This window comes from Methanoculleus caldifontis, from assembly GCF_032842345.1.
GTDB classification, from domain to species: domain Archaea; phylum Halobacteriota; class Methanomicrobia; order Methanomicrobiales; family Methanoculleaceae; genus Methanoculleus; species Methanoculleus caldifontis.
The window spans coordinates 14,662-34,765 of the sequence record NZ_WBKO01000002.1 but is presented as its reverse complement, the minus strand read 5'-3'; the positions used below and the strand labels follow the sequence as shown (position 1 = coordinate 34,765).

The window sequence follows — 20,104 nt, the reverse complement described above, 5'->3', positions numbered from 1 at the left end:
GGGTGGAAACGGCACTGATCACGACATTCGCCTCGCAGATTATGACCGAGTCTATGGTGGCAAGAACCTTATTATCGGATTTCGCATGGATCGAGATGACCTCGTTCACATTGGGATCATAGCCGATTGACCTGAGGCGCCGAGAGAAGATATCAACAAAGGAATAGTTAATACAACCTAAACTAACGGTACAGACTGTTGTATCTTTTGCTGGCGCCATAAAGAGTCTTCCTGATAGGTCTCTGTCAGTGTAAGGGTAGTCCAGAGATTATAATATTTAAATGTAAGGCCTTTCATGCAGATGTGACGAGGGAAAAGCAGAGTTATACCCTGCAAATCTAATAACCGAAAGTCGATCGCATGCTAACGAGTTTGTAGAAGCAGACTGCGGAAATGAATGGCTGCTCTGCCAGATGTGCGCAGTGGACGAAAGGAAACGGAATCTGTCGGGCCATTGATGACTATCAGGGTTTTTCGTGCGCGGTACGCCTGTCAGTTGTGTGAAACAAATGGAGAACAATGACGGTTAGCCAAGTCAATATTTCTCGCCAGAGAAACACGCCGCCGTCTATCGAGTTCAGGGCCCCTGCTCTTCCTCACCTCGCCACCCCCCATTCACCACCCTAACCTCAAACCGCGCCCCCTCTCCAAAAACCCCCGTCTCCCGAATAGTCATCCCCGTAATCCCGAGAATCCCCGCGACCAGGAACAGCCCGTGCCCGTACCGGCGCTTATACGTCTCGCGGAAGATCGCCTCCTTCTCCCCCTCAGGGATCCCGTTGCCGTCGTCCTCGCAGACGATCGTCAGATCCGGCCCGGATCGTACGCACGAGAACCGGACCTCCGTCACCTTCCCGCCGTGCCGGACGGCGTTGTCGATGAGGTTGAAGAAGACCTTCTTCACCATCGGGTCCGCGTAGATCTCGAGGTCCCCGAGGTCCGCCCGGACCCGGACGTCCGCCGGGAGGGCGAGGTCGCGGGCGCTCTCGCGGATGAGGTCTGCCGGCCGCTGCCAGACGGGCGCCGCGACCCCCATGTCCTGGTAGTCCCGGGAAAACTCGACCTGCTTCTGGATCTCGCCGACGGCGGCCCGGGCACGCTCCAGGTGAGCCCGGATGACGGGATCCGTGCTGTCCTCCGCGGCGAAGTCGATGTAGGCGCGGGCGACGGTGATCCGGTTGAGGATGTCGTGGCGGGTGATCCCTGAGAGGAGGTTTAACTTCGCGTTCGCCTGCCGGAGCGCCTCCTCGGCGCGCTGCCGCTCGGTGATGTCTTCGCCGGAACTGAGCGTCCCGCAGACAGCACCGGTCTCGTCCCGGAGCACGGTGGTGTGCCACGCGATGATCCGCTCGCTCCCGTCCGCAGTGAGGACCGGCGCCTGCATGTACTCCGCAGGTCCGATCTCGCCATCCAGCAGCCCGGAAAAAAGCGTTGCTGTCCGCTCCCGCTCCTCCGGGGGGATGAACCGCTCGATCCAGACCTCGCCCACGGCCGCGTCTGCCGGGTAGCCGAGGACCTCGGACGCCCGGCGGTTGATGAGAGAGACCCGCCCGCCTCTATCGATGACGACGAAGAGGGCGCCGGCGATATCCAGGTACTGGCCGAGCCGGTCCTTCTCGCGCCGCAGCCGCTCCTCGCTGTTTTTCAGGCCGGCAAAGACCAGCGCGTAGGGCTGGCGGATCCCGGTCTCGACGAATCCCAGGTAGATCAGGCCGTATGCGAGCACCATCAGGAGGTGGCCGATCATGTTCGCGGGGCCGTAGACACTGATGTAGAGCGTGAAGGCGAGTTCCGAGGCGATCAGCACCACGATGGCGGCGGTGAGGTGGGCCGCCACCCGGGGTGAGAAGATCTCTCGCAGCCGGTAGACGGCGACGGCACCGACGGCGAGGAGGGCCGCGATGACGTACTCGCTCCAGATCTTGAAGGGCGTCAGCCCGGTCCCCTCGACGTAGCAGTCGGGAAAGACCGGGACGACGAAGATGGAGATGAGGAGGGCGCCGGCAACTCCTGCGAACGCGGCAAAGACCTGCCGGGGAGCCGGGTTCCTCCGGAGCAGGATGGGCGCGGCGAGCAGTGTCCCCGCGAGAAGGTAGCGCGAGGCGATCCAGAGCTGCGTCGGGAGGTTCGCGTCGTAGCCGGCAAAGACACCCATCCCGTCGTAGGCGAGGGTGTGGATCAACCCGAGCCCGGCCACGAAGAGGAGCCCGGTGCCGGTGACGAGGAGGTAACTGTTCTCCCGCATCGTCCGGGCGTTCCAGGCGACGGTGAAGACGGCGATCGCTATCGCGGCGGCGACGAGCTCGGCGAAGGTGTGGAAGAGGAGGTAGTTGTAGAGGCTGGTCGCTGCGAGGGCGGCGAGAAGCGCCGCAAAGGCTACCGTCGACTTTCCTATACCGGATCCGGTGACGTTCTGTTCCATCTGTCCCTCCTCTGAATGCTCTTCTGCTCGCGCCGGATTGACCGCGTGCTGCCGTCCTGCACGGTCCCGCTCTATCGGGCGGCCGGGGGCGGCGGTCGAACCCCTAAACCTCTCCTCTGGAGCGAACCGCCTTGCCCGGGTGCCCCGTTGGTCCCGGCAATGCCCGCGGAATTTTATTCATATTATATCATATAATTCATCTTTAAGTTAACTGAGAGGATGACCCGGCGATAACAGTTATTTGCTCAAAAAAGTGGTCGGTGAGGAACTTTCCGGGGAAGCGAGCCGGTCCTGAGAGGAGTTTCGGCGTTCCAGTTATACCAGCTCGTTCCTCCGCAGGAACTCCCGGATCTCGCGCGACTCGACCCAGCCCTCGTCGAGCTGCTTCACGATCCCGTTGATCCGCTCCACCTGCGCCCGGATCTTCTCAGAGGCCGGCCCATCGTCGAGCAGGTCCGCCGTGCCGAGGATCACCTGGAGGGGCAGGCGGATATGGTCCGCGAGAACCGCGAACTGCTCGATGTTCTGCTCGATCTGCTCGAATGCCTGGAGCCGCAGGGCCTCGTGGCGCCTCCTGTCCGAGACGTCCCGCCCGACAACCTGGACGCCGGTCGCGACTCCGTCCTCGGTGATCGGCGAGCAGTTCATCTCGATGGCGGCCGCCGTCCCGTCCTTCCGGCGGAACTCCACGATGAACCCCTCGACGGATTCGCCCCGCGCGACCCGGCGCCGCATCTGCTGCCATCCGGGGAGCGTCTTCCCGATGAGGTACTCTCTGCATCGCCGGCCGGTCATCTCTTCGGGGGCATAGCCGAGGATCCTCGTCACTGCCGGGGAGATGTAGGTGATCCCGCGTTCGGCATGGCAGATGAAGATCATATCGAAGTTTCGCTGGGCGATCATGCGGAACCGTTCTTCGCTCGCGAGCAGAGCGTTCTGCATCTCCCGCCGGCCGGTGACGTCCTCCACCATCGCGATGACGAGTTCTCTTCCTTCCCGGTCGCGGAGCGGGGACGTGGTCAGCCTTCCCCAGACTGTCCGGCCGTCCTTCGTCACGTAACGCCCCTCCCGGGGGACGCTCTCGCCCAGGATATCCCCGGCATCCTCCCTCTCCGCCGGGTGGACCAGGTCCACAAACCGCATGGTGCAGAGTTCCTCCTCGCTGTAGCCGAAGATCCGCACGAACGCCGGGTTCACCTCCCGGATCCACTCTTCGGGGTCGATGAGCGCAATCCCGGTCCCGGCCTGCTCGAATATCCCCCGGAACCGCTCCTCGCTCTCCCGGAGGGCCTGTTCCGCCTTCTTCTGACCGGTGATCTCCTGCCCGACGACGGCGAGCCTTCCAGCCTCCGGGCGGAAGATATAGAGATCGTACCACCGCCCGCTCCCGGGCTCCTGCAGCCGCCGGCGCATCGGAGCGCCCCGTTCCGCGACCTCACCGTAGAGGTCCCGGGCTCCCTCGCTGATCGCCGGGAAGACGTCGAAGAGCCGCCGGCCGACCAGCTCCTCACGGCCCCGGCAGAAGACGCCGGCCGCTTTCTCGTTCAGTTCGACTATCCGGTAGTCGACAGGGTTCCCCTCACTGTCCCGGACGACCTCATAGAGGGTGTAACTCTCGAGCATCTGCTCGTAGAGGAACCGGTAGCGCTCCTCGCTCACCGCAGCCGCCTGTACCTGCTCGACGATCCGGCCGAGCCTCGCACCGACGGCGTCGATCAGGCGGCGCCCGTCGGCGAGAACCGGCCCTCCTCCGTCCAGGCATCGCTCGTGGCGGCAGTAGACCTCCACCTTCCCGACTGTCCTGCCCCGGACCAGGATCGGGCTTTCCCGCCGCCACGGAGTCTCGGTAAAATCGGGCGACAGGTATTCCCGGCCTTCGACCGTGATCCGGACGGCGGCATCCTCCGGGCTGAGCCAGCCGGCGGGCAGGACGGCGGCGGCGACCCGGAGGGTCTCGTCGAGCGAGACTCCGGACCACTCCACGATGCTGCTTACGGCGCGAAGCACCCCGGAATTTTTCGTCCGGCCGATGAGGTCAACATTGATCCCCACCCAGAAGAGCACCCGGCCGGCGGTGTCCCTGACAGGAACTCCCGCGCTCGCGACGGCCCGGTACTCCCCGTCGGGGTCCCTGATACGGTAGTTGCACCTCCACGGCGTCCCGGCGGCAAGACACTCCTTCCACCCGGTGACTACGGCATCCAGATCCTCCGGATGAAGGCTCTCCACCCATTCCGGACCCCGGCATACCTCGAGCGGCGTCCCGATGAGTCCGGGGCAGGAGTCCGGGAGAGAGAGAGCCTCTCCCCCGGGCCCGCAGATCCAGACGCTGCAGGACTCCGTCTCTTCGTGATCGCTCTGCGCTGTTCTCGGTATGTCGGTTGCTCTCATGGCTCGGTCCGGGAAAGGCTCCGGGGGATCATGCGCCCTCACGCATCGTTTCGGGCGCCACCCGCGGGAGACGCCCTGTGCCGGGGCACAACAGTGCACCGGGTGGTCCGGGAGACCTCCCGGGACAATTGCAGAACAATTCGAGTGATCCCCCCATAATGGTTACCATTTGCAGAACTGTCATCTGCAGAACGGACAGACTCATCCCGGGATCGCCCGCGGATGATCCGGAACACTACTTTTATGCAGGGCATGGCCTACCTCCTGCAGTATGCTGGAGTCCTGCACCCGGGAGGCCGGGAAGTCTTCGGAGGCGGACCGTGGCCGGCGATGAGGCGTGCCCACACTGCCGGGTGGGAGTCTCTCCGGTCCGGAGACCCGCTCCCGGCCGCCGGGAGATCGCGGTCTTCACGATCTCGGGGGCCCTCCTTCTCTCAGGAATACTCGTCGGCTACTTCACCCCGTATCCCCTCGCCGGCACCGCCCTCCTGCTCGCCGCCGCGGTCCTATCCGGTTACGGCACCCTGAGAGCCGGGTTCCTCGCCCTGATCCGGCTCCGGTTCAGCATCGCCGTCCTCATATCCATCGCGTCGGCCGGTGCGTTCCTGACCGGGAACCCTGCGGAGGGGGCGACCGTCCTCTACCTCTATGCCGTCGCCGAGTACCTGGAGGAGTACGCCGCCGGGAGAGCGGAGCGCTCGATCGCCTCCCTCCTCGATCTCGCGCCGCAGACGGCCCGCATCAGGCGGGACGGCGAGGAAGTGACCGTCAGGGTCGGCGAGGTAGGCGTCGGGGAGACCGCGGTCGCGAGACCGGGCGACACCGTCCCGCTCGACGGCATCGTCACCGCCGGCGCGTCCTCGGTCGATCAGGCGGCGATCACCGGGGAGAGCGTCCCGGTGGCGAAGGGCGTCGGGGACGCCGTCTACGCCGGGACCCGGAACGTCGAGGGCTACCTCGAGATCCGGGTGACGAAGCCCGAAGAGGAGAGCACGATAGCCCGGGTCGTGGCCCTGGTCGCGGAGGCCCAGGCCCATACCTCTCCCACCGAGGCGTTCATCGAGCGGTTCTCCCGTTACTACACCCCGGCGGTCATCCTCACGGCCGCCCTCCTCGTCGTCGTCCCGCCGCTCGCCCTCGGCGTCCCGTTTCTCGAGGCGTTCTACCGGGCGCTGATCCTCCTCGTCATCGCCTGCCCCTGTGCCCTCGCGATATCCACCCCGGTCTCGATGGTATCGGGGATCACGACCGCGGCCCACAACGGCGTGCTCATCAAGGGCCGGGACTCCCTCGAGGCCGTGGGGACCGCCCGGGTGGTCGTCTTCGACAAGACCGGCACCCTCACGACCGGGAGGCTCAAGGTGGACGATCTGGTCGGCTTCGGCATACCGGCAGAGGAGGTGCTCGCCCTCGCCGCGTCGCTTGAGTCCCGCTCCGGCCACCCCGTTGCGGAGGCGATCGTGCGGCGGGCAGAGAAGGAGGGGATCGCTCTCCGGGATGTGGAGGAGTTCGTCTCGATCACCGGCAGAGGCGTCCGGGGAACGATCGGGGGTGCGACCTACCTTGTCGGGAACGAGGCGCTCCTCGCGGGCCGCGACAGCGGCGCATGGCAGGAGACGTATGACCGGCTGGAGAGCGAGGGAAAGACGGTCGTCCTTGTCGGCACCGATTCGGCGGTCATCGGGCTCGTCGCCCTCTCGGACGTGATCCGGGAGAACGCCATAAAGACCGTGGCCGACCTGAAGTCGCGGGGGATCCGGACGGTGATGCTCACCGGTGACAACGAACGTGTCGGGGAAGCGGTTGCCCGCCGTCTCGGGATCGACGAGTGCCATGCCGGCCTCCTCCCCGAGGAGAAGGTGGCGATGGTCGAGCACCTGATGGACCGCTACGGGCTCGTGGTGATGGTCGGCGACGGCGTGAACGATGCGCCGGCGCTGGCCCGGGTGAACGTCGGGGTCGCGATGGGGGCGATCGGGTCGGACGTCGCGATCGGGGCGGCCGATGTCGTCGTGATGGAGGACGACATCGCCCGGGTCGCCTACCTTGTCGCCCTCTCGGAGAAGACGGTCTCGGTCGTCCGGCAGAACGTCGTAGCAGCGCTCGTCGTGAAACTCGGCATCGCCGGGCTCGCCGTCCTCGGCCTCGTCACCCTCTGGATGGCGGTGGCGTTCGGGGATATGGGGCTCTCGCTTGCGGTCATCGCCAACGCTCTCCGGATAGGCCGGCCCGACGCAGAGCAATAAAAAAAGAGGTGCCTCACTTCCAGAGGCCGGTCTTCTCTTCTGTCCATGCCGGGTCGACGAACGAGAGGATCTTCGTCACCGTCTCCGCGGCGTTCCGGGACGTCTTCACCAGGTCCGGCGGGACGTACGCGGCACTCCCCGCGGGGACCCTGACCGCCGCCCCGTCGGGCGTGACGACCTCAAGTTCCCCCTCGATCACGTAGATCAGGTCGGACGAGCCGGCGATACCGTCGTAACCCAGGTAGCCGCCCGGCTGGAGCTCGCCGTACGCGAGGCTGTAGTTGATCGGGAGAGCAAGGTCGCTCATCAGCACCGGGTTCAAGAGGGTGTAGACGACCGCATCGGACGTGGCGTTCCACTCGATCCCTTTCCGGGGATCAGGAACGACGAACGGGGCACAGTCTGTCTTCACGCTGATCAGGTCAAGCTCGTCCCCCGATATCTCGATCTCGGGCGTGTAGGCCGGCTGGCTCACGGTGATGTAGTGGAGATCGGTATCCCCGGCCGAGGCTATCGACTGCAGCACCCCTTCCGGCAGGAGCACAGTCTCTCCCTCGCGGGCGGTCACCGTCTCGTTGTCGCAGCGTATCTCCGCCGTACCATCGAGCACGTAGACGAGTTCCGCCGTCCCAAGCAGGCGGTGCGGCGGCGTCGCGTTGCCCGGTGCGACGGCGACGTGTCCCATGCTGTAGTTTGCCCGGATCTGCGGCGTCTCATTGCCGATGATCCCGGAGTAGGTTGCCTGGCCGTCGAATATGGGTATCGGGTCAACCGGGGCCAGCAGGCTGACACCCGCCCCTGCCGGAGAATCGTCTGCGGCGAGGCATCCGGCGGAGAGGAGGATGCAGACAAAGAGAAGAGAAACGATTCGATACATGGTAAAATGTTTACGACGGGAGGAATAAACCCGATCGTCCGGAGCGGCATGCACGGGAACGCTCAGACGGAGGTACTTCCTCCGCGTCCGGCGTTCCTGAGGGTGAACCGGAACGTCGCGCCCTGCTCCGGATGCCCCCTGACCCGGTCCTCGACCCAGATCCTGCCGCCGTAGCGGGCGGTGAGCATCCGGCAGATCGAGAGGCCGAGCCCCTGGCTCCCCCTCCTGCCCCCCTCCCGCTCGAACCGGTAGAAGATGGCCTCCTTCGCCTCATCAGGGATGCCGGGTCCGGTGTCGGCGACCGAGATACGGACTTCGCCGTCCAGATCTTCGACCGAGATCGTGACCTCGACGCCCGGCCCGCCGTGCTTCGCGGTGTTGCCGATGAGGTTCGTGAGCACCTCGGGCAGGAGGTCGTCGGCGAGGACCTGCACGGGCAGCCCGTCGTAGGCGATGCGAAGGTCGGGATAGTGGGCGATCTCATCCCGGACGACCGCGTCGAGGTCGAGAGGCGCAAGCCCCGTCCTGCTCTTGTGGATCTTTCGTATGGTCGCGACGTTTGCGGTGATCTCGATGCTCTTTCTGATCCCGTCCTTCAGCTTCCGGGCATGTCGGGCGGGCTCGCCATCGAGCTCCCCGATGAGGATGTCGGCGTAGATGTTTGCGACGTTGTCGGCGTTCCGGATATCGTGGGTGAGGATATCGAGGTAGAGGTTCGCCTCCCGGTTTGCCGCCTCGAGCCTCTGGTAGAGCATCCCCCGGAGGATACCGACCCCGATCTCCCGTCCGATCGCCTCGAGGAGCGCGCGCTCTTCGGGGGAAAAGGATACTCTCTCCCTGTTGCCGATGAGGAGCGCTCCGACGGTGTCGGGCTCGACGACGAGCGGGACGCAGGCAAGTGCGGCGAACCCGAAGTCCCGGAGGAGACAGGAGTCCGGGGTGCCCGGACTTCCGCCGGACTCAAGATAACAGGGGAGGGCGGCGCCCGGGCCTGTCCACGACGCCTCAAGGAGGTCCACCGCCAGTTCCCGGCACGCACCAGGCATGTCCCGCTCGTGCAGGAGCGCGATCCCGCGCCGTCCGGCTCCGGGGAGGTAAACGGCGCCGCCGTCGTAGCCGAGGAGGTCGAGCGTCTGATCGAGCGCCGTCTCCAGGAGCTCGCCGGGCGTTTTGGCCGACGCTGAGGTGCCGACGATCCGGTTCAGCAACAGGAGGTGCCGGTTGCTCGCCTGCAGCCGCTCCTCCGCCTGTTTCCTGTAGGTGACGTCCCGCACGACGACCTGGACTGCAGGTCTGCCCTCAAAGAGCGTCCGCGTACCCCTCCCCTCGACGGGGACCGTCGTCCCGTCGGGCCTGAGGATGGGGATCTCGACGAGCGGCGTCTCCTCCCCCAGGAGGTCCCGCACCGAGAGGGCCCGGATGAGATCCCGGGCTTCGGGGTGGACGATGTCGAGGACGGCCCTCCCGACAATCTCATCGGGACCCCGCGCGTCGAGGAGCCGCACGCCGGCAGGATTGACGTACACAATTGTACCGTCACGGTGGATCAGGGTCGCTTCGGCCGAGAGCTCGACGAGCGAGCGGTACTTCTCCTCGCTCTCCCGGAGTTGTATCTCCATCCGTTTCAAGGGCGTAATATCCTGGACCCCGGCCAGGAACCCCCGGCAGGCACCGGAGGCATCGAGGATCGGGGTAGTCGCCATCAGCGTATGGACGCGGGCACCGCCCTTACGGATCAGGTCGATCTCAAATACTTCGTGCGGTGCCTGATCCAGGCTCTTCAGGTACTCGTTCAGGCACCGGGCCCCCTCCCCGTCGACAAACGCGGAGACCGGGGCCCCGATGATATCGGCGACGGGGTAGCCGACGATCTCGGCCATCCTCCGGTTGGCAAACACCGCGACGCCCTCCCTATCGATCAGCCCGAAACCCTCGTTCAGGTTCTCGACCAGGAACCGGTGCCAGTCCTCGTTCTGCCGCAGGGCCTCCTCGATCCACCTCCGGCCGGAACCTCTCTGCGACCCTGAAGTATCGGGCAGGAGACGGACGACCCGCATACCCCGGAGGGGCTCCTCGTCGACGACCCTGCACGAGCAGCAGAACTTCTCCTCTCCGCCAGCAGATAGTAACGTGCACGGGATGTCTGCAGTCTGGAGGCGGCCGGAGATGAACGCAGCAAGCCCGGCAAGGGACGACGTCCCGGAGATCCGGGGTGCAAGGACCTGGCGGACGAAGAGGTCCGCGTCGGTCCCGCCGAGAGTGTCCCGGTCGATGCCGAAGATCTGCCCCAGGTGCCTGCTGGCGCAGGCTATCCGGTTGTCGGGGCCGACGACGAGCAGCCCTTCGCCGAGCGCGTCGAGAATAGCGGAGAGCGCAGGGATATCGCCGTATACGGATCTGCTTTCGTCCATTGGCCGGGAACACCTTCCATTACTCTGAGGGGACTTTTATACCACGTGCAAATAAAACATTCCCACGCGATCAGGATGAATCCGGGTTCTGTTTAGGGGAATTTGAGGGGATTCATCACTCCTGCGGGCAGGTTCGTCCGACTACGAGCAGTATGCTGCTGCTTATAGGTTTATAATCCTGTTCATTCCTTCCGGAGGATCTGCACGATCCGCCGGATACAGGGGGCGCAAGTCCGGCATTCCTGCATCTGCGCGCGGCCGATGGCGGTGCAGAGGGGAACGCACCCGTACCCGGGATGGCCCGGCATCTTTACGTCACCTCCGGCTACTTCACCACCATGGCGGGCTCATGCCCCCTGCCGGGAGGGCTGCCGTATTCCCGCTCAGCGGGCGAGTTATGACGTTCGCCCGGCTGAAAACCGGACAATAAATCTGCCCTGGAGGCGTTATGAGCGCGAAACGATCGTTGAAGAGGGGCTCCGGAGGAGCAGGGGACTGATATGGACCACGAACACGGGGAGACCGGGCGGCAGTACGAGACGCAACTTGAGGAGGCGAGCAGGCAGGAGCCGCCCCGGACCCACCGGCCCGGTAAGCCGCACCACCACGCCCTCGAGGATTTCCGGCGGCGGTTCATCGTCTCGTCCATCCTCACGATCCCGATCCTCCTCCTCTCAGAGCCGATCCAGGCGCTGCTCGGTATCACCATCGTATTTCCGGGCTCGGATTACGTCCTCCTCGCTCTTGCCACCGTGGTCTACCTCTACGGCGGCTGGCCGTTTCTCGTCGGGATCGTGAGCGAGCTCCGGGAGCGGAGGCCCGGCATGATGACGCTCATCGCCGTCGCGATCACCGTCGCCTACGTCTACAGTTCGGCGGTCGTTCTCGGTATCGTCGGCGAAGAGGGGTTCTTCTGGGAACTTGCCACCCTGATCGACATCATGCTCCTCGGCCACTGGGTCGAGATGCGCTCGGTGCTCGGGGCGTCGCGGGCGCTCGAGGAACTGGTCCGGGTGATGCCGTCGGAGGCGCACCGGGTCCGCGACGGGGGGACGGAGGACGTGCCCGTCGACCGGCTCGTGCCGGGCGACCGGGTCCTCGTCCGCCCCGGCGAGAAGGTGCCGGTGGACGGCGCGGTCATCGAGGGAACAACGAGCGTCAACGAGGCGATGCTCACCGGTGAGTCGATGCCGGTGGAGAAGGGACCCGGAGACGAGGTCATCGGCGGCGCGATCAACGGCGAGGGCTCGGTCGTCGTCGAGGTCAAGAAGACGGGGGCGGAGACCTACCTCGCACAGGTGATCGACCTCGTGCGGAAGGCGCAGGAGAGCCGATCGCGGACCCAGGACCTTGCCGACCGGGCGGCCTTCTTCCTCGTGGTGATCGCCCTCTCGGTCGGTGCGGCGACGTTTGCAGGATGGTTCGCCCTCGGCCAGGGGATCGGGTTTGCAGTGGAGCGGGCCGCGACCGTGATGGTCATCGCCTGCCCGCACGCGCTCGGCCTCGCCGTCCCGCTGGTGATCGCGGTCTCGACGGCGATCGCCGCCCAATCGGGGTTCCTGATCCGGGACCGAAGCGCGTTCGAGCGGGCGAGGGACCTCCAGGCGGTCGTCTTCGACAAGACCGGCACCCTCACGACGGGGAGGTTCGGGGTCACCGATGTCCTCGCCTTCGGCGGCGCGACGGAAAATGACGTGATCCAGGCGGCAGCGACAGTGGAAGCGCACTCCGAACACCCGATCGCCCGGGGCGTGGTCCGGAGCGCGGAGGAGCGGGGCCTCTCCCTCCTCCCGCTCGAGAACTTCCGGGCGATCCCGGGCAAGGGCGTCGAGGGAACGGCCGCCGGCCGGGCCGTCCGGGTGGTCGGTCCCGGCTACCTCGCTGAAAAGGGGATAGCGGCCGGGGACGGGCAGGTCGAGACGCTCCAGCGCCAGGGCAAGACCGTCGTCTTCCTGCTCGAGGACGAGCGGCTCACGGGGGCGCTCGCGCTCGCGGACATCATCCGGCCGGAATCAAGGGAGGCGATAGAGAGGCTCAGGGAGATGGGCGTCCGGTGCATGATGCTGACCGGCGACAACCGCGATGTCGCCGCGTGGGTCGCGGGGGAGCTCGGTCTCGACGAGTTCTTCGCCGGGGTCCTCCCCCACGAGAAGGCGGCAAAGATCCGCGAGGTGCAGGAACGATACCGGGTGGCGATGGTGGGCGACGGGATCAACGACGCCCCCGCGCTCGTCGAGGCCGACGTCGGGATCGCCATCGGGGCCGGGACCGACGTGGCCGTGGAGAGCGCCGATATCGTCCTCGTGAGGAGCGACCCCCGCGACGCCGCGGCGGTCATCGGGCTCGCCAGGAAGACCTACCGGAAGATGCTTGAGAACCTCTTCTGGGCGACCGGCTACAACGCCGTCGCCATCCCGCTTGCGGCCGGTGTGCTCTTCGGCGCAGGGATCGTCCTCACGCCGGCGGTCGGTGCGGTGCTGATGAGCGCAAGCACCGTCATCGTCGCGATCAACGCCCGGCTGCTCCGGCTATAGGCCGGCACCAGCCGGGTGATCGGTTGAACCAGGGAGCTCAATGCGGTCAAATAGGGGAGGGCGCCAAGTATCTTTCGGAGACGAGTTCCCATGAGACATGATACACCGATCCGAATCGTCATACTGCTGCTCGCCCTTGCCGTGGCGGTTCCGGCCGTGCAGGCCGCCCTCACAATCGACGCAGGAGGCGACCGCACCGTCCTCGCAGGCGAACCGGTCACCATCCTCGCCGTCTGCAACGACACGGACGCCCTTGACATCGAGAACATGAGCGCCTCCATCGACTGGGGCACGAGAACGACGGAACCGGAGATCGTCCTGGATGACGACCGCAACGCCACCATACTGGATACCTGGACCTACCTCGCTGCCGGGACCTACAGCGTCACGGTAGAGGTCGCAAACAACGCCACGGGCACCGTCGCCCGCGACACCCTGAACGTGACCGTGAGCCCGAAGCCTGTCGAGGTGAAGGTCGCCCCCCAGACCCTGAACCAGAAGAGCAACGGCGCCATGACGATCTTCGTCAGTCTTGCGGAATGGTTCGGCTTTAGCGATGCCGGCAACAGACATGCAACGCTACCAGACCCCTCCGCGTTCACGATAGGCAACGCGACGCCTGAGAGAGTCAACTTCTGTATGAAGGACGGTGGCACGCTCATCCTGAAATACAACCGGCAGGACCTCGATCTCGCCGCCGGCGACAATACCCTCACCGTGACCGGCAGCCTGACGGGGGAGAACGGCACTATCCCGGTGGCCGGTAGCGGTACCGTCTCCGTGATCAACCCCGGCAACGGGAACAAGGGTGAGAACGGCGACGGGAAAGAGAAGGTGAAGAGTCAGCACAAGTCCGGTGAGGCAGAACAGCAATCCGGCGGAAAAGCGAAAGGAAAGACACAGTAACAGCCTGCAGAGCGACGCTCCCTCCCCCTGTTTTAGCATCCTCACGCCCGCCCCGAAACGGTTCCTCCTGCCGTTCCGGGCACGGGCACCTCCATCCCGCACCCGCAGAACAGGAACAAGCCTCTTATCGGTTCCGGGGCAATCTATACGTACATGGGGCATTACGCCGGCGGCGACGTTCTTCTGGCCTCCGTGCGCATCGGACGTCTCGACGCATGGAAGGTACGCCCGGTGGTCGTTGTTTCTGCGAGAGAGAGCGGCGACCTGTTTGTCTGTCCGGTATCGAGCAGCCCGTCCTTCGACGGACCTTCAGTCCCGATCTCGCTCGAAGACTTTGCCCGGGGCGGGCTCGACCTCTTCGGGGAGAGTTACGCCCTGACCGCGTATGCCTCCACCATCCGGCCGGCAGACGTCGTCGCGAAGAAAGGCACGCTGCTCCCCGGGACGCTCGCCGCTATCCGGGAGACGTTGCCGGAAAGAGACCGCTCGCCCCAAAGGAAGCCGCACCGCCGGTAATCTTCAGAGTTCATAGCGTTTCAGGAACTCCCGGATCGTCCGGGACTCCACCCATTCCTGGTCCAGGTGGCTGATCTGCGTGTCGATCCTGCGGACCTGCTCCCGGAGTTTCTCTGCGGCCACCTCGTCGTCGAGCAGGTCGGCCGTACCGAGGATCACCTGAAGGGGATGGCGGACGTGATCGGCCAGGACCGCGAACTGAGCGATATTCCGCTCGGTCATATCGAGCGCCTGCTCCCGGAGCCGCTCGTACAGGATCCGCTCGGAGATATCCCTCCCGACGGCCTGGAACCCCACCACCGCTCTCTTCTCGAAGATCGGCGACTCGTTCAACTCCAGCGTTACGGTCTCCCCGTCCTTCCGCCGGACCGCGACCTGGAGCCCTTCGACCTGCTCGCCCCGGAGCACTCTCCGGCGCCCCCGCTCCCAGACAGGGAGACTCTGAGGGAGGATGTAGTCCTCCCACCCGGTCCCCCTCATCTCTTCGGGCGAGTACCCGAGTATCCGCTCCATCGCCGGCGAGATGTAGTTCAACCCCCCGTCGAGGTAAGACGTGACGATGAGGTCGAAACTCCGCTGGGCAATACCCCGGAACTTCTCCTCGCTCTCCTGGAGCGCCGTCTCGACCTGCATCCGCTCGATGACGCGGCCGATTCTCCTCGCAACGGCGTCGAGCAGCATTCGCTCTTCCCGCAGGAACGGGCCTTCGGCAGCATCGGGTCTCTCGCGGACGTATCCTACCTCGACCTCACCCACCGGAACACCGCTGGCGATGATCGGGCTCTCCTGCTTCGAGAGAACTGCTCCCGGATCGCCCCGGCGATACTCCCGGTCCTCGACCCGGATCCGCACCGCCGTCTCCTCCGGGTACCGCCAGCCCGAGGGGAGAATGTCCACAACCGCCTGCAGAAACCCATCGGGCGTGATCCCCGGCACCTCGATGAGGTGCGTGACGGCATACAGGCACCGGAGTTCGTCCACCCTCTTCTTCAGCTCGTCAGTCTTTACCTGGAGCGCTTCCTCCGCCCGGTGCCTCTCGGTCACGTCAAAGGCCGTCCCGATCACCCCGGCAACCCCACCCCCTTCATCGAGAAGCGGCTTTAATGTCAGATCCCGGACGTGCGACTCGCCTCCGACGGTGAGCGTCGTCTCCGCCCGCAGGATCTCCCCGGTCTCGAGAACCCGCCGTTTGAGCGCGGTGAGGCGCGCCGCCTCGTCCGGCAGGAAGAGATCCTCGTCTTGCATGCCGATGACGGATGCATCGGTGGACCCCAGCTGCTGGTTGTAGGACCAGATATAGCGGAGCTCCTCATCCTGCGCAAAGACGACCACCGGCGACCGGTCGAGCGCGGTCATGAAGTTGTGCGCGTAGCAATCTCCGGTCACGTCGCGGACCCTGATGAGCCGTTCTCCGGATGCGTTCCCCATCGGTGCAGCCGAGATCGAGAGCCGGCGCCGGACGCCTTCGGAGGTCCGGATACGACAGAGGACCAAGGGAAGATCCGCGCCGTTATCGAGAGCCTGCAAGAGCAGTTCTCCGGCGGCCTCGTCCTCGATGAGGGGGAAGAGGTACCTGCAGAAGAGAGAGTGGAGGTCCATCCCGACGGCCTCTTCCTGCCGGATGGCAAGGGCGCGCGCGAGAGCCGGGTTGTACCGGAGGACCTTCCGGTCACCGCTTACCACGAGAAATCCTTCGTCGAAAGCGTCGAGCACTGCAGGATAGCAGGATACCCGGTCACGGTATGGTTCTGTCATCTCTCTCCGGCGCAGAAATGCAGTAGTTGTAGTTGATGAGCTCGGGGGGGATAAAAAAGGATCCATCTGGCCCGCGGGCCAAAATCGGGTTTATCCGGGTTCCATGGGGATTTCAGCGAGCATACAGGAGGTTTGAGAGGTTCGGGAGGTCCGGGCCCGGCCGCGGCCCGTGTCGAGGACGTGCAGGTCGTCCCGGAGGAGTTTGAAGGGTTCTCGATCCTGAGGCAGGGAGTGCGGCCCTTCCTCGCCAAGACATAAATACCGCCGGCAGGCCATAGGGGTGCCCATGCTGACGGATATGGAGCCAGTCGAGATCTTCACCGTGATCCGGGAGCGCCGGAGCGTCAGGAACTATATCGACCGTGAGGTCCCGGAGACGGCCCTCCGCACCATCATCGCCGCGGGCATCCAGGCCCCGAGCGCTCTCGGGCTTCAGCCCTGGCAGTTCGTGATCGTGCGGGACAGGAGCCTGATGCAGCGGGTCTCCGACTACTGCAAGCCCATCCTCGCGGAGAAGATCGGGGAGGAAGCCCGCCCCGGAACAGAAGAGTTCCTTGCGGCGCTCAGGAACCCGGACTACAACATCTTCTACAACGCCCCGGTGCTGGTCCTGGTCCTCGGCGCCCGCGAGGTCGTCTCGAGCGTTCTCGACTGCGCGCTCTGCGCGGAGAACATGATGCTCGCCGCCTGGTCGCTCGGTATCGGGAGTTGCTGGATCGGTTCGGCGGCCCTCGTCGAGCAGAACCCCGATCTCCTCGCAGCGTTGAAGATCCCCGCCGACCACCTGGTCGTGGCGCCGTTGATCTTCGGCTACCCGGCCCCCCTCCCCCCGAAAGCCGGACGGCGGGAGCCGCGGATCACGTGGGTGCCGTAACTGCCGCAGGTGAGACGGGCGGGTCGTTCCGCCCGCCGCTCACCCGACGGCGGGGCACGCGACGGCCTCGGCCGGGACGACCGGGAGCGTGATCTGCCGCCGGTCCCGGATCAGCGTCAGGGTTGCCGGTTCCGCGATCGGCCAGGTGGCGAGGAACCGGTGCAGGTCGTCCACGCACGTGACGTCGGTCTCGTTGATCCCGACGATCAGGTCGCCCGGCCGGAGCCCTGCCCTGCCGGCGGGGCTTGCGCGGTTCACGGAGATGACCTCGACCGCCTGGCTCGCGGCAAGCCCGAGCGCCAGGACGAGCGGCCGCTCGAGCGGCCGTGACTGGCCGGCGATACCGAGATAGCCGCGCCGCACCCTGCCGTCGGCGACGAGCTGCGGGAGCACCCAGGTAGCGGTGTTCGAGGGGACCGAGAAGCAGATCCCCTGGGCCATGGGGATGATGGCCGTGTTGATGCCGATGACCCGGCCGCGCGAGTCCACCAGCGGGCCGCCGGAGTTGCCGGGGTTCAAGGGAGCGGTGTGCTGGATGATGTTCTCGATCAGGCGGCCGTCCCGGCTCCGGAGCGCCCGGCCGAGAGCGCTCAGGACGCCCGTCGAGACGGTCGAGTTGAAGCCCAGCGGGTTGCCGATGGCTATCGCGAGCTGGCCGACCGCAAGGGTCCCGGAATCACCGAACGACGCGTATGGCAGCCCTCCGGTCTCGGTGCGGAGGACGGCGAGATCGGTCGCCGCGTCGGCGCCGGCCAGGCGTGCGGGAAGAGCGGTCCCATCTGCCGTGCGGACCTCGATCCTCCCCGCTCCCTGCACCACATGGTTGTTGGTCATGATGTAGCCGTCCGGTGCCACGACCACGCCCGAGCCTGCTCCCATCGGCTCGCCTCCCCGGCCCAGATGGTTCTTCCCCACGACCACGCTCACGACCGCGGGCCCCACGGACTCGACGACCCGGACAACGGCCCGCGAGTAGGCGTCGAGGAGGTCGGCGTCGGACTCTCCGGCACCACCGGACGCAGCGTGGGCGCCTGCGCCGGATGACGCCGATGCGTTGCCGACCTGCTGGAAGAGCTTGTGCTCGATTTTATCCATTGTGATTTATATTTGGTAATCTATAGTAATGTACTTTCTGCTGGAGTTTGGGCGGAATCCCTGCCTGCGAGGCGCAGGACCGGGCCTCACCCCGGCGCGCAGGCAGGTCTCGATCACGGCCGGTACAGACGCCACAAAAGAGAAGTATGCGAGGGATCTATTGCCCGCCATGCTCGGCACGGCTGCAGTCGAAGTGGAGACTACGAGGGTAGAGGTCCGCCCCACGGATGTGAGAAGGACGCCCCGGCCCGGGGAGGCCTACGACCTCGTGGAGATCGAGACCGATCGCGGGACGATCGCCTGCCACTACTACGAGGCGGAGGGGGGGCGGAACGGCATCGTCATGGTGGGCGGGACCGGCGGCGGGTTTGACACCCCGGGAAAGGAACTCTACCCGCGGCTGGCAAAAGATCTCCGAAACGACCGGATCAGCACGCTCCGGGTACGCTACCGGCACCCGGCCGACCTCCTGGAATCGACGGTCGATACGGTCCTCGGTATCCGCTACCTCAAGAGTCAGGGCGTCTCGGCCGTCGGGCTGGTCGGGCACTCCTTCGGCGGGGCGGTGGTGATCCAGGCGGCGGCGGGCGACCCCGCGGTCAGGGCCGTCGTCGCCGTCTCTACACAGGGGGCCGGGACCGGACCGGTCGCAGGGCTCGCGGGACGGGCGGCGGTCCTCCTGATCCACGGGGACGCCGACCCGGTCATCCCTCACCGCTCGTCGGAGGAGGTCTACCGGCGCACCGTCGAGCCCCGGCGGCTGATCATCTACGAAGGGGCGGGCCACGTCCTCGACGAGGTGGCGGAGAGCCTCTCCGTCGAGGTGAAGGCATGGCTCCTGAAGCACCTGCCGGGGACGCTCGTCTGACCGGCCCGTCACCTTGCCGGGATGCTCTCCTGGAGGTAGCGCCGTGCGGCGCAGGGGTCGTCACTCGCAAAACCGTCGACCCCGAGCCGGGCCGCTTCTTCAAACTCGTCCTCCGCGTTCAGCGTCCAGGGGACGACGAGCAGCCCGGCGTCGTGCGCCTGCTCCACCACCCCGTGCGAGAGGCGGTCCCACCGCGGAAGGATGAGATCCGCCTGCGCCGAGCGGGCAAGGTCGACGGGATCGGGGGTCTCCTGGGAGTAGATGAGGCCCGCCTTTGCGCCGGGGAGGAGCCTCTTCGCCGTCGCAACGCTCCCGGGATGGAACGAGACCAGGAAGAGCTGCTCCGGCATCAGGTCCATCAGCACCGAGGCGACGATCGCCTCGGTTCCGGGCTCCTTGATCTCCACGACAAGCCCGGTCTGTCCCTGGATGATATCGAGGATCTCGCGAAGCGTCGGGATAGTCTCTCCCTCGCCTGCGTCCAGTTCTTTCAGGTCCTCGATGATGTAGCCCTTGACCGGCCCGGTCCCGTCCGTCGTCCGGTCGACGGTTGCGTCGTGGATTGCGACGGGAATGCCGTCCTTCGTGAGCCGCACGTCGACCTCGACCAGATCGGCGCATGCCATACCCCTCCGCAGGGCCCGCAGGGTGTTCTCCGGCTCGAGAGCCCCGGCCCCCCGGTGTCCGATGATGAGCATGCCACGCCATGCAACTCGATGACGGATATAGGTGGCGGCCGCGGGAGAAGAAGACCATCGTGCGATGCGGCGCTGGCAGGACCGGTCTACGGTAGCAGGTTTTCGGCGTAGACTGCCGTCCTGCGAGACGGTCCCGCCAGGGCCCTGTCCACCTTAAAAAAGGGTTATCTCTTCTGAACTCTCTGATACTCGGCTTTCACGTCGTCCGAACTGTTGTACTGCTTATCCTCGAACTGGTTCAATACGTCGAGGATACCCTGCGACGCTCCGCTATCCTGCGCCCGGGTGATGAGATCGTTCTTCGATGCAGGGAAATTGAGCCGGGACATGATCATATCGATCACCCGCGGGTCGAGTCCCTGCAGGGACCCGGTGGCCTTTGACATCCCGCTCATGGCGGACTCTTTCATGCCTTTCATGCTTCTTCCCACCCATTACGTGCTCCTTCCGGGAGACGCCCCCTGAGTGGGGGTATGGGATAAATACCTATCGCTCACGCTGCGGCGGCGAG

Annotated in this window: 14 protein-coding genes; 6 read left to right on the top strand and 8 right to left on the bottom strand. The window is 65.6% G+C overall.

The genetic code is table 11. The annotated features are described in order from the left end of the window. Nucleotides 1-577: 577 nt before the first annotated feature. A complete protein-coding gene (locus F8E02_RS09005; RefSeq protein WP_317065199.1) occupies nucleotides 578-2,422 on the bottom strand; it encodes an MASE3 domain-containing protein in 1,845 nt (614 codons plus the stop codon). 315 nt (nucleotides 2,423-2,737) lie between these two features. Further along, nucleotides 2,738-4,813 carry a PAS domain S-box protein gene (locus F8E02_RS09000; RefSeq protein ID WP_317065198.1) on the bottom strand — a complete coding sequence of 692 codons (2,076 nt, stop codon included), beginning with the start codon at nucleotides 4,811-4,813 and terminating at the stop codon, nucleotides 2,738-2,740. A 320-nt stretch (nucleotides 4,814-5,133) separates the two neighbouring features. On the opposite strand from F8E02_RS09000, the gene F8E02_RS08995 reads away from it, so the two are divergent. Beyond that, nucleotides 5,134-7,059, top strand: a complete 1,926-nt coding sequence (locus F8E02_RS08995; RefSeq protein WP_317065197.1) for a heavy metal translocating P-type ATPase — start codon at nucleotides 5,134-5,136, stop codon at nucleotides 7,057-7,059. A 13-nt stretch (nucleotides 7,060-7,072) separates the two neighbouring features. On the opposite strand, the gene F8E02_RS08990 is transcribed toward F8E02_RS08995, so the two are convergent. Together F8E02_RS08990 and F8E02_RS08985 are read right to left on the bottom strand one after the other, a co-directional pair. After that, complete coding sequence (locus F8E02_RS08990) at nucleotides 7,073-7,936, bottom strand: cupin domain-containing protein (RefSeq protein WP_317065196.1); 864 nt, start codon at nucleotides 7,934-7,936, stop codon at nucleotides 7,073-7,075. A 62-nt stretch (nucleotides 7,937-7,998) separates the two neighbouring features. Then, nucleotides 7,999-10,347 carry a PAS domain S-box protein gene (locus F8E02_RS08985; protein ID WP_317065195.1) on the bottom strand — a complete coding sequence of 783 codons (2,349 nt, stop codon included), beginning with the start codon at nucleotides 10,345-10,347 and terminating at the stop codon, nucleotides 7,999-8,001. Between the two features lie 500 nt (nucleotides 10,348-10,847). Here F8E02_RS08985 and F8E02_RS08980 point away from each other — a divergent pair, with 500 nt between their 5' ends. The 3 genes from F8E02_RS08980 to F8E02_RS08970 all read left to right on the top strand — a co-directional run bounded on the left by F8E02_RS08980 (nucleotide 10,848) and on the right by F8E02_RS08970 (nucleotide 14,303). Beyond that, on the top strand, nucleotides 10,848-12,881 hold the full coding sequence (locus tag F8E02_RS08980; RefSeq protein WP_317065194.1) for a copper-translocating P-type ATPase: 2,034 nt from the start codon (nucleotides 10,848-10,850) through the stop codon (nucleotides 12,879-12,881). A 90-nt stretch (nucleotides 12,882-12,971) separates the two neighbouring features. Continuing rightward, nucleotides 12,972-13,787 (top strand): hypothetical protein, encoded by an 816-nt coding sequence (locus F8E02_RS08975; RefSeq protein WP_317065193.1) that lies wholly within the window; start codon nucleotides 12,972-12,974, stop codon nucleotides 13,785-13,787. Nucleotides 13,788-13,940: 153 nt separating this feature from the next. After that, nucleotides 13,941-14,303 (top strand): type II toxin-antitoxin system PemK/MazF family toxin, encoded by a 363-nt coding sequence (locus F8E02_RS08970; protein ID WP_317065192.1) that lies wholly within the window; start codon nucleotides 13,941-13,943, stop codon nucleotides 14,301-14,303. A gap of 3 nt (nucleotides 14,304-14,306) precedes the next feature. Here the strand turns inward: F8E02_RS08970 and F8E02_RS08965 are convergent, their stop codons facing one another. Further along, on the bottom strand, nucleotides 14,307-16,058 hold the full coding sequence (locus F8E02_RS08965) for a PAS domain S-box protein (protein ID WP_317065191.1): 1,752 nt from the start codon (nucleotides 16,056-16,058) through the stop codon (nucleotides 14,307-14,309). 286 nt (nucleotides 16,059-16,344) lie between these two features. Between F8E02_RS08965 and F8E02_RS08960 the strand changes: the two genes are divergently transcribed. Then, the gene (locus tag F8E02_RS08960) at nucleotides 16,345-16,932 is read left to right on the top strand and encodes a nitroreductase family protein (RefSeq protein WP_317065190.1); all 588 of its coding nucleotides are present in this window, start codon (nucleotides 16,345-16,347) and stop codon (nucleotides 16,930-16,932) included. A 39-nt stretch (nucleotides 16,933-16,971) separates the two neighbouring features. Here the strand turns inward: F8E02_RS08960 and F8E02_RS08955 are convergent, their stop codons facing one another. Beyond that, entirely contained in the window at nucleotides 16,972-18,027 is a 1,056-nt protein-coding gene (locus tag F8E02_RS08955) for a S1C family serine protease (RefSeq protein ID WP_317065189.1), read from the bottom strand. Nucleotides 18,028-18,055: 28 nt separating this feature from the next. On the opposite strand from F8E02_RS08955, the gene F8E02_RS08950 reads away from it, so the two are divergent. Continuing rightward, on the top strand, nucleotides 18,056-18,895 hold the full coding sequence (locus F8E02_RS08950; protein WP_317065188.1) for an alpha/beta hydrolase: 840 nt from the start codon (nucleotides 18,056-18,058) through the stop codon (nucleotides 18,893-18,895). An 8-nt stretch (nucleotides 18,896-18,903) separates the two neighbouring features. Here the strand turns inward: F8E02_RS08950 and F8E02_RS08945 are convergent, their stop codons facing one another. After that, the gene (locus F8E02_RS08945) at nucleotides 18,904-19,593 is read right to left on the bottom strand and encodes a glycerophosphodiester phosphodiesterase (protein ID WP_317065187.1); all 690 of its coding nucleotides are present in this window, start codon (nucleotides 19,591-19,593) and stop codon (nucleotides 18,904-18,906) included. Between the two features lie 164 nt (nucleotides 19,594-19,757). Beyond that, the gene (locus tag F8E02_RS08940; RefSeq protein ID WP_317065186.1) at nucleotides 19,758-20,012 is read right to left on the bottom strand and encodes a DUF2795 domain-containing protein; all 255 of its coding nucleotides are present in this window, start codon (nucleotides 20,010-20,012) and stop codon (nucleotides 19,758-19,760) included. Between the last annotated feature and the right edge of the window lie 92 nt (nucleotides 20,013-20,104).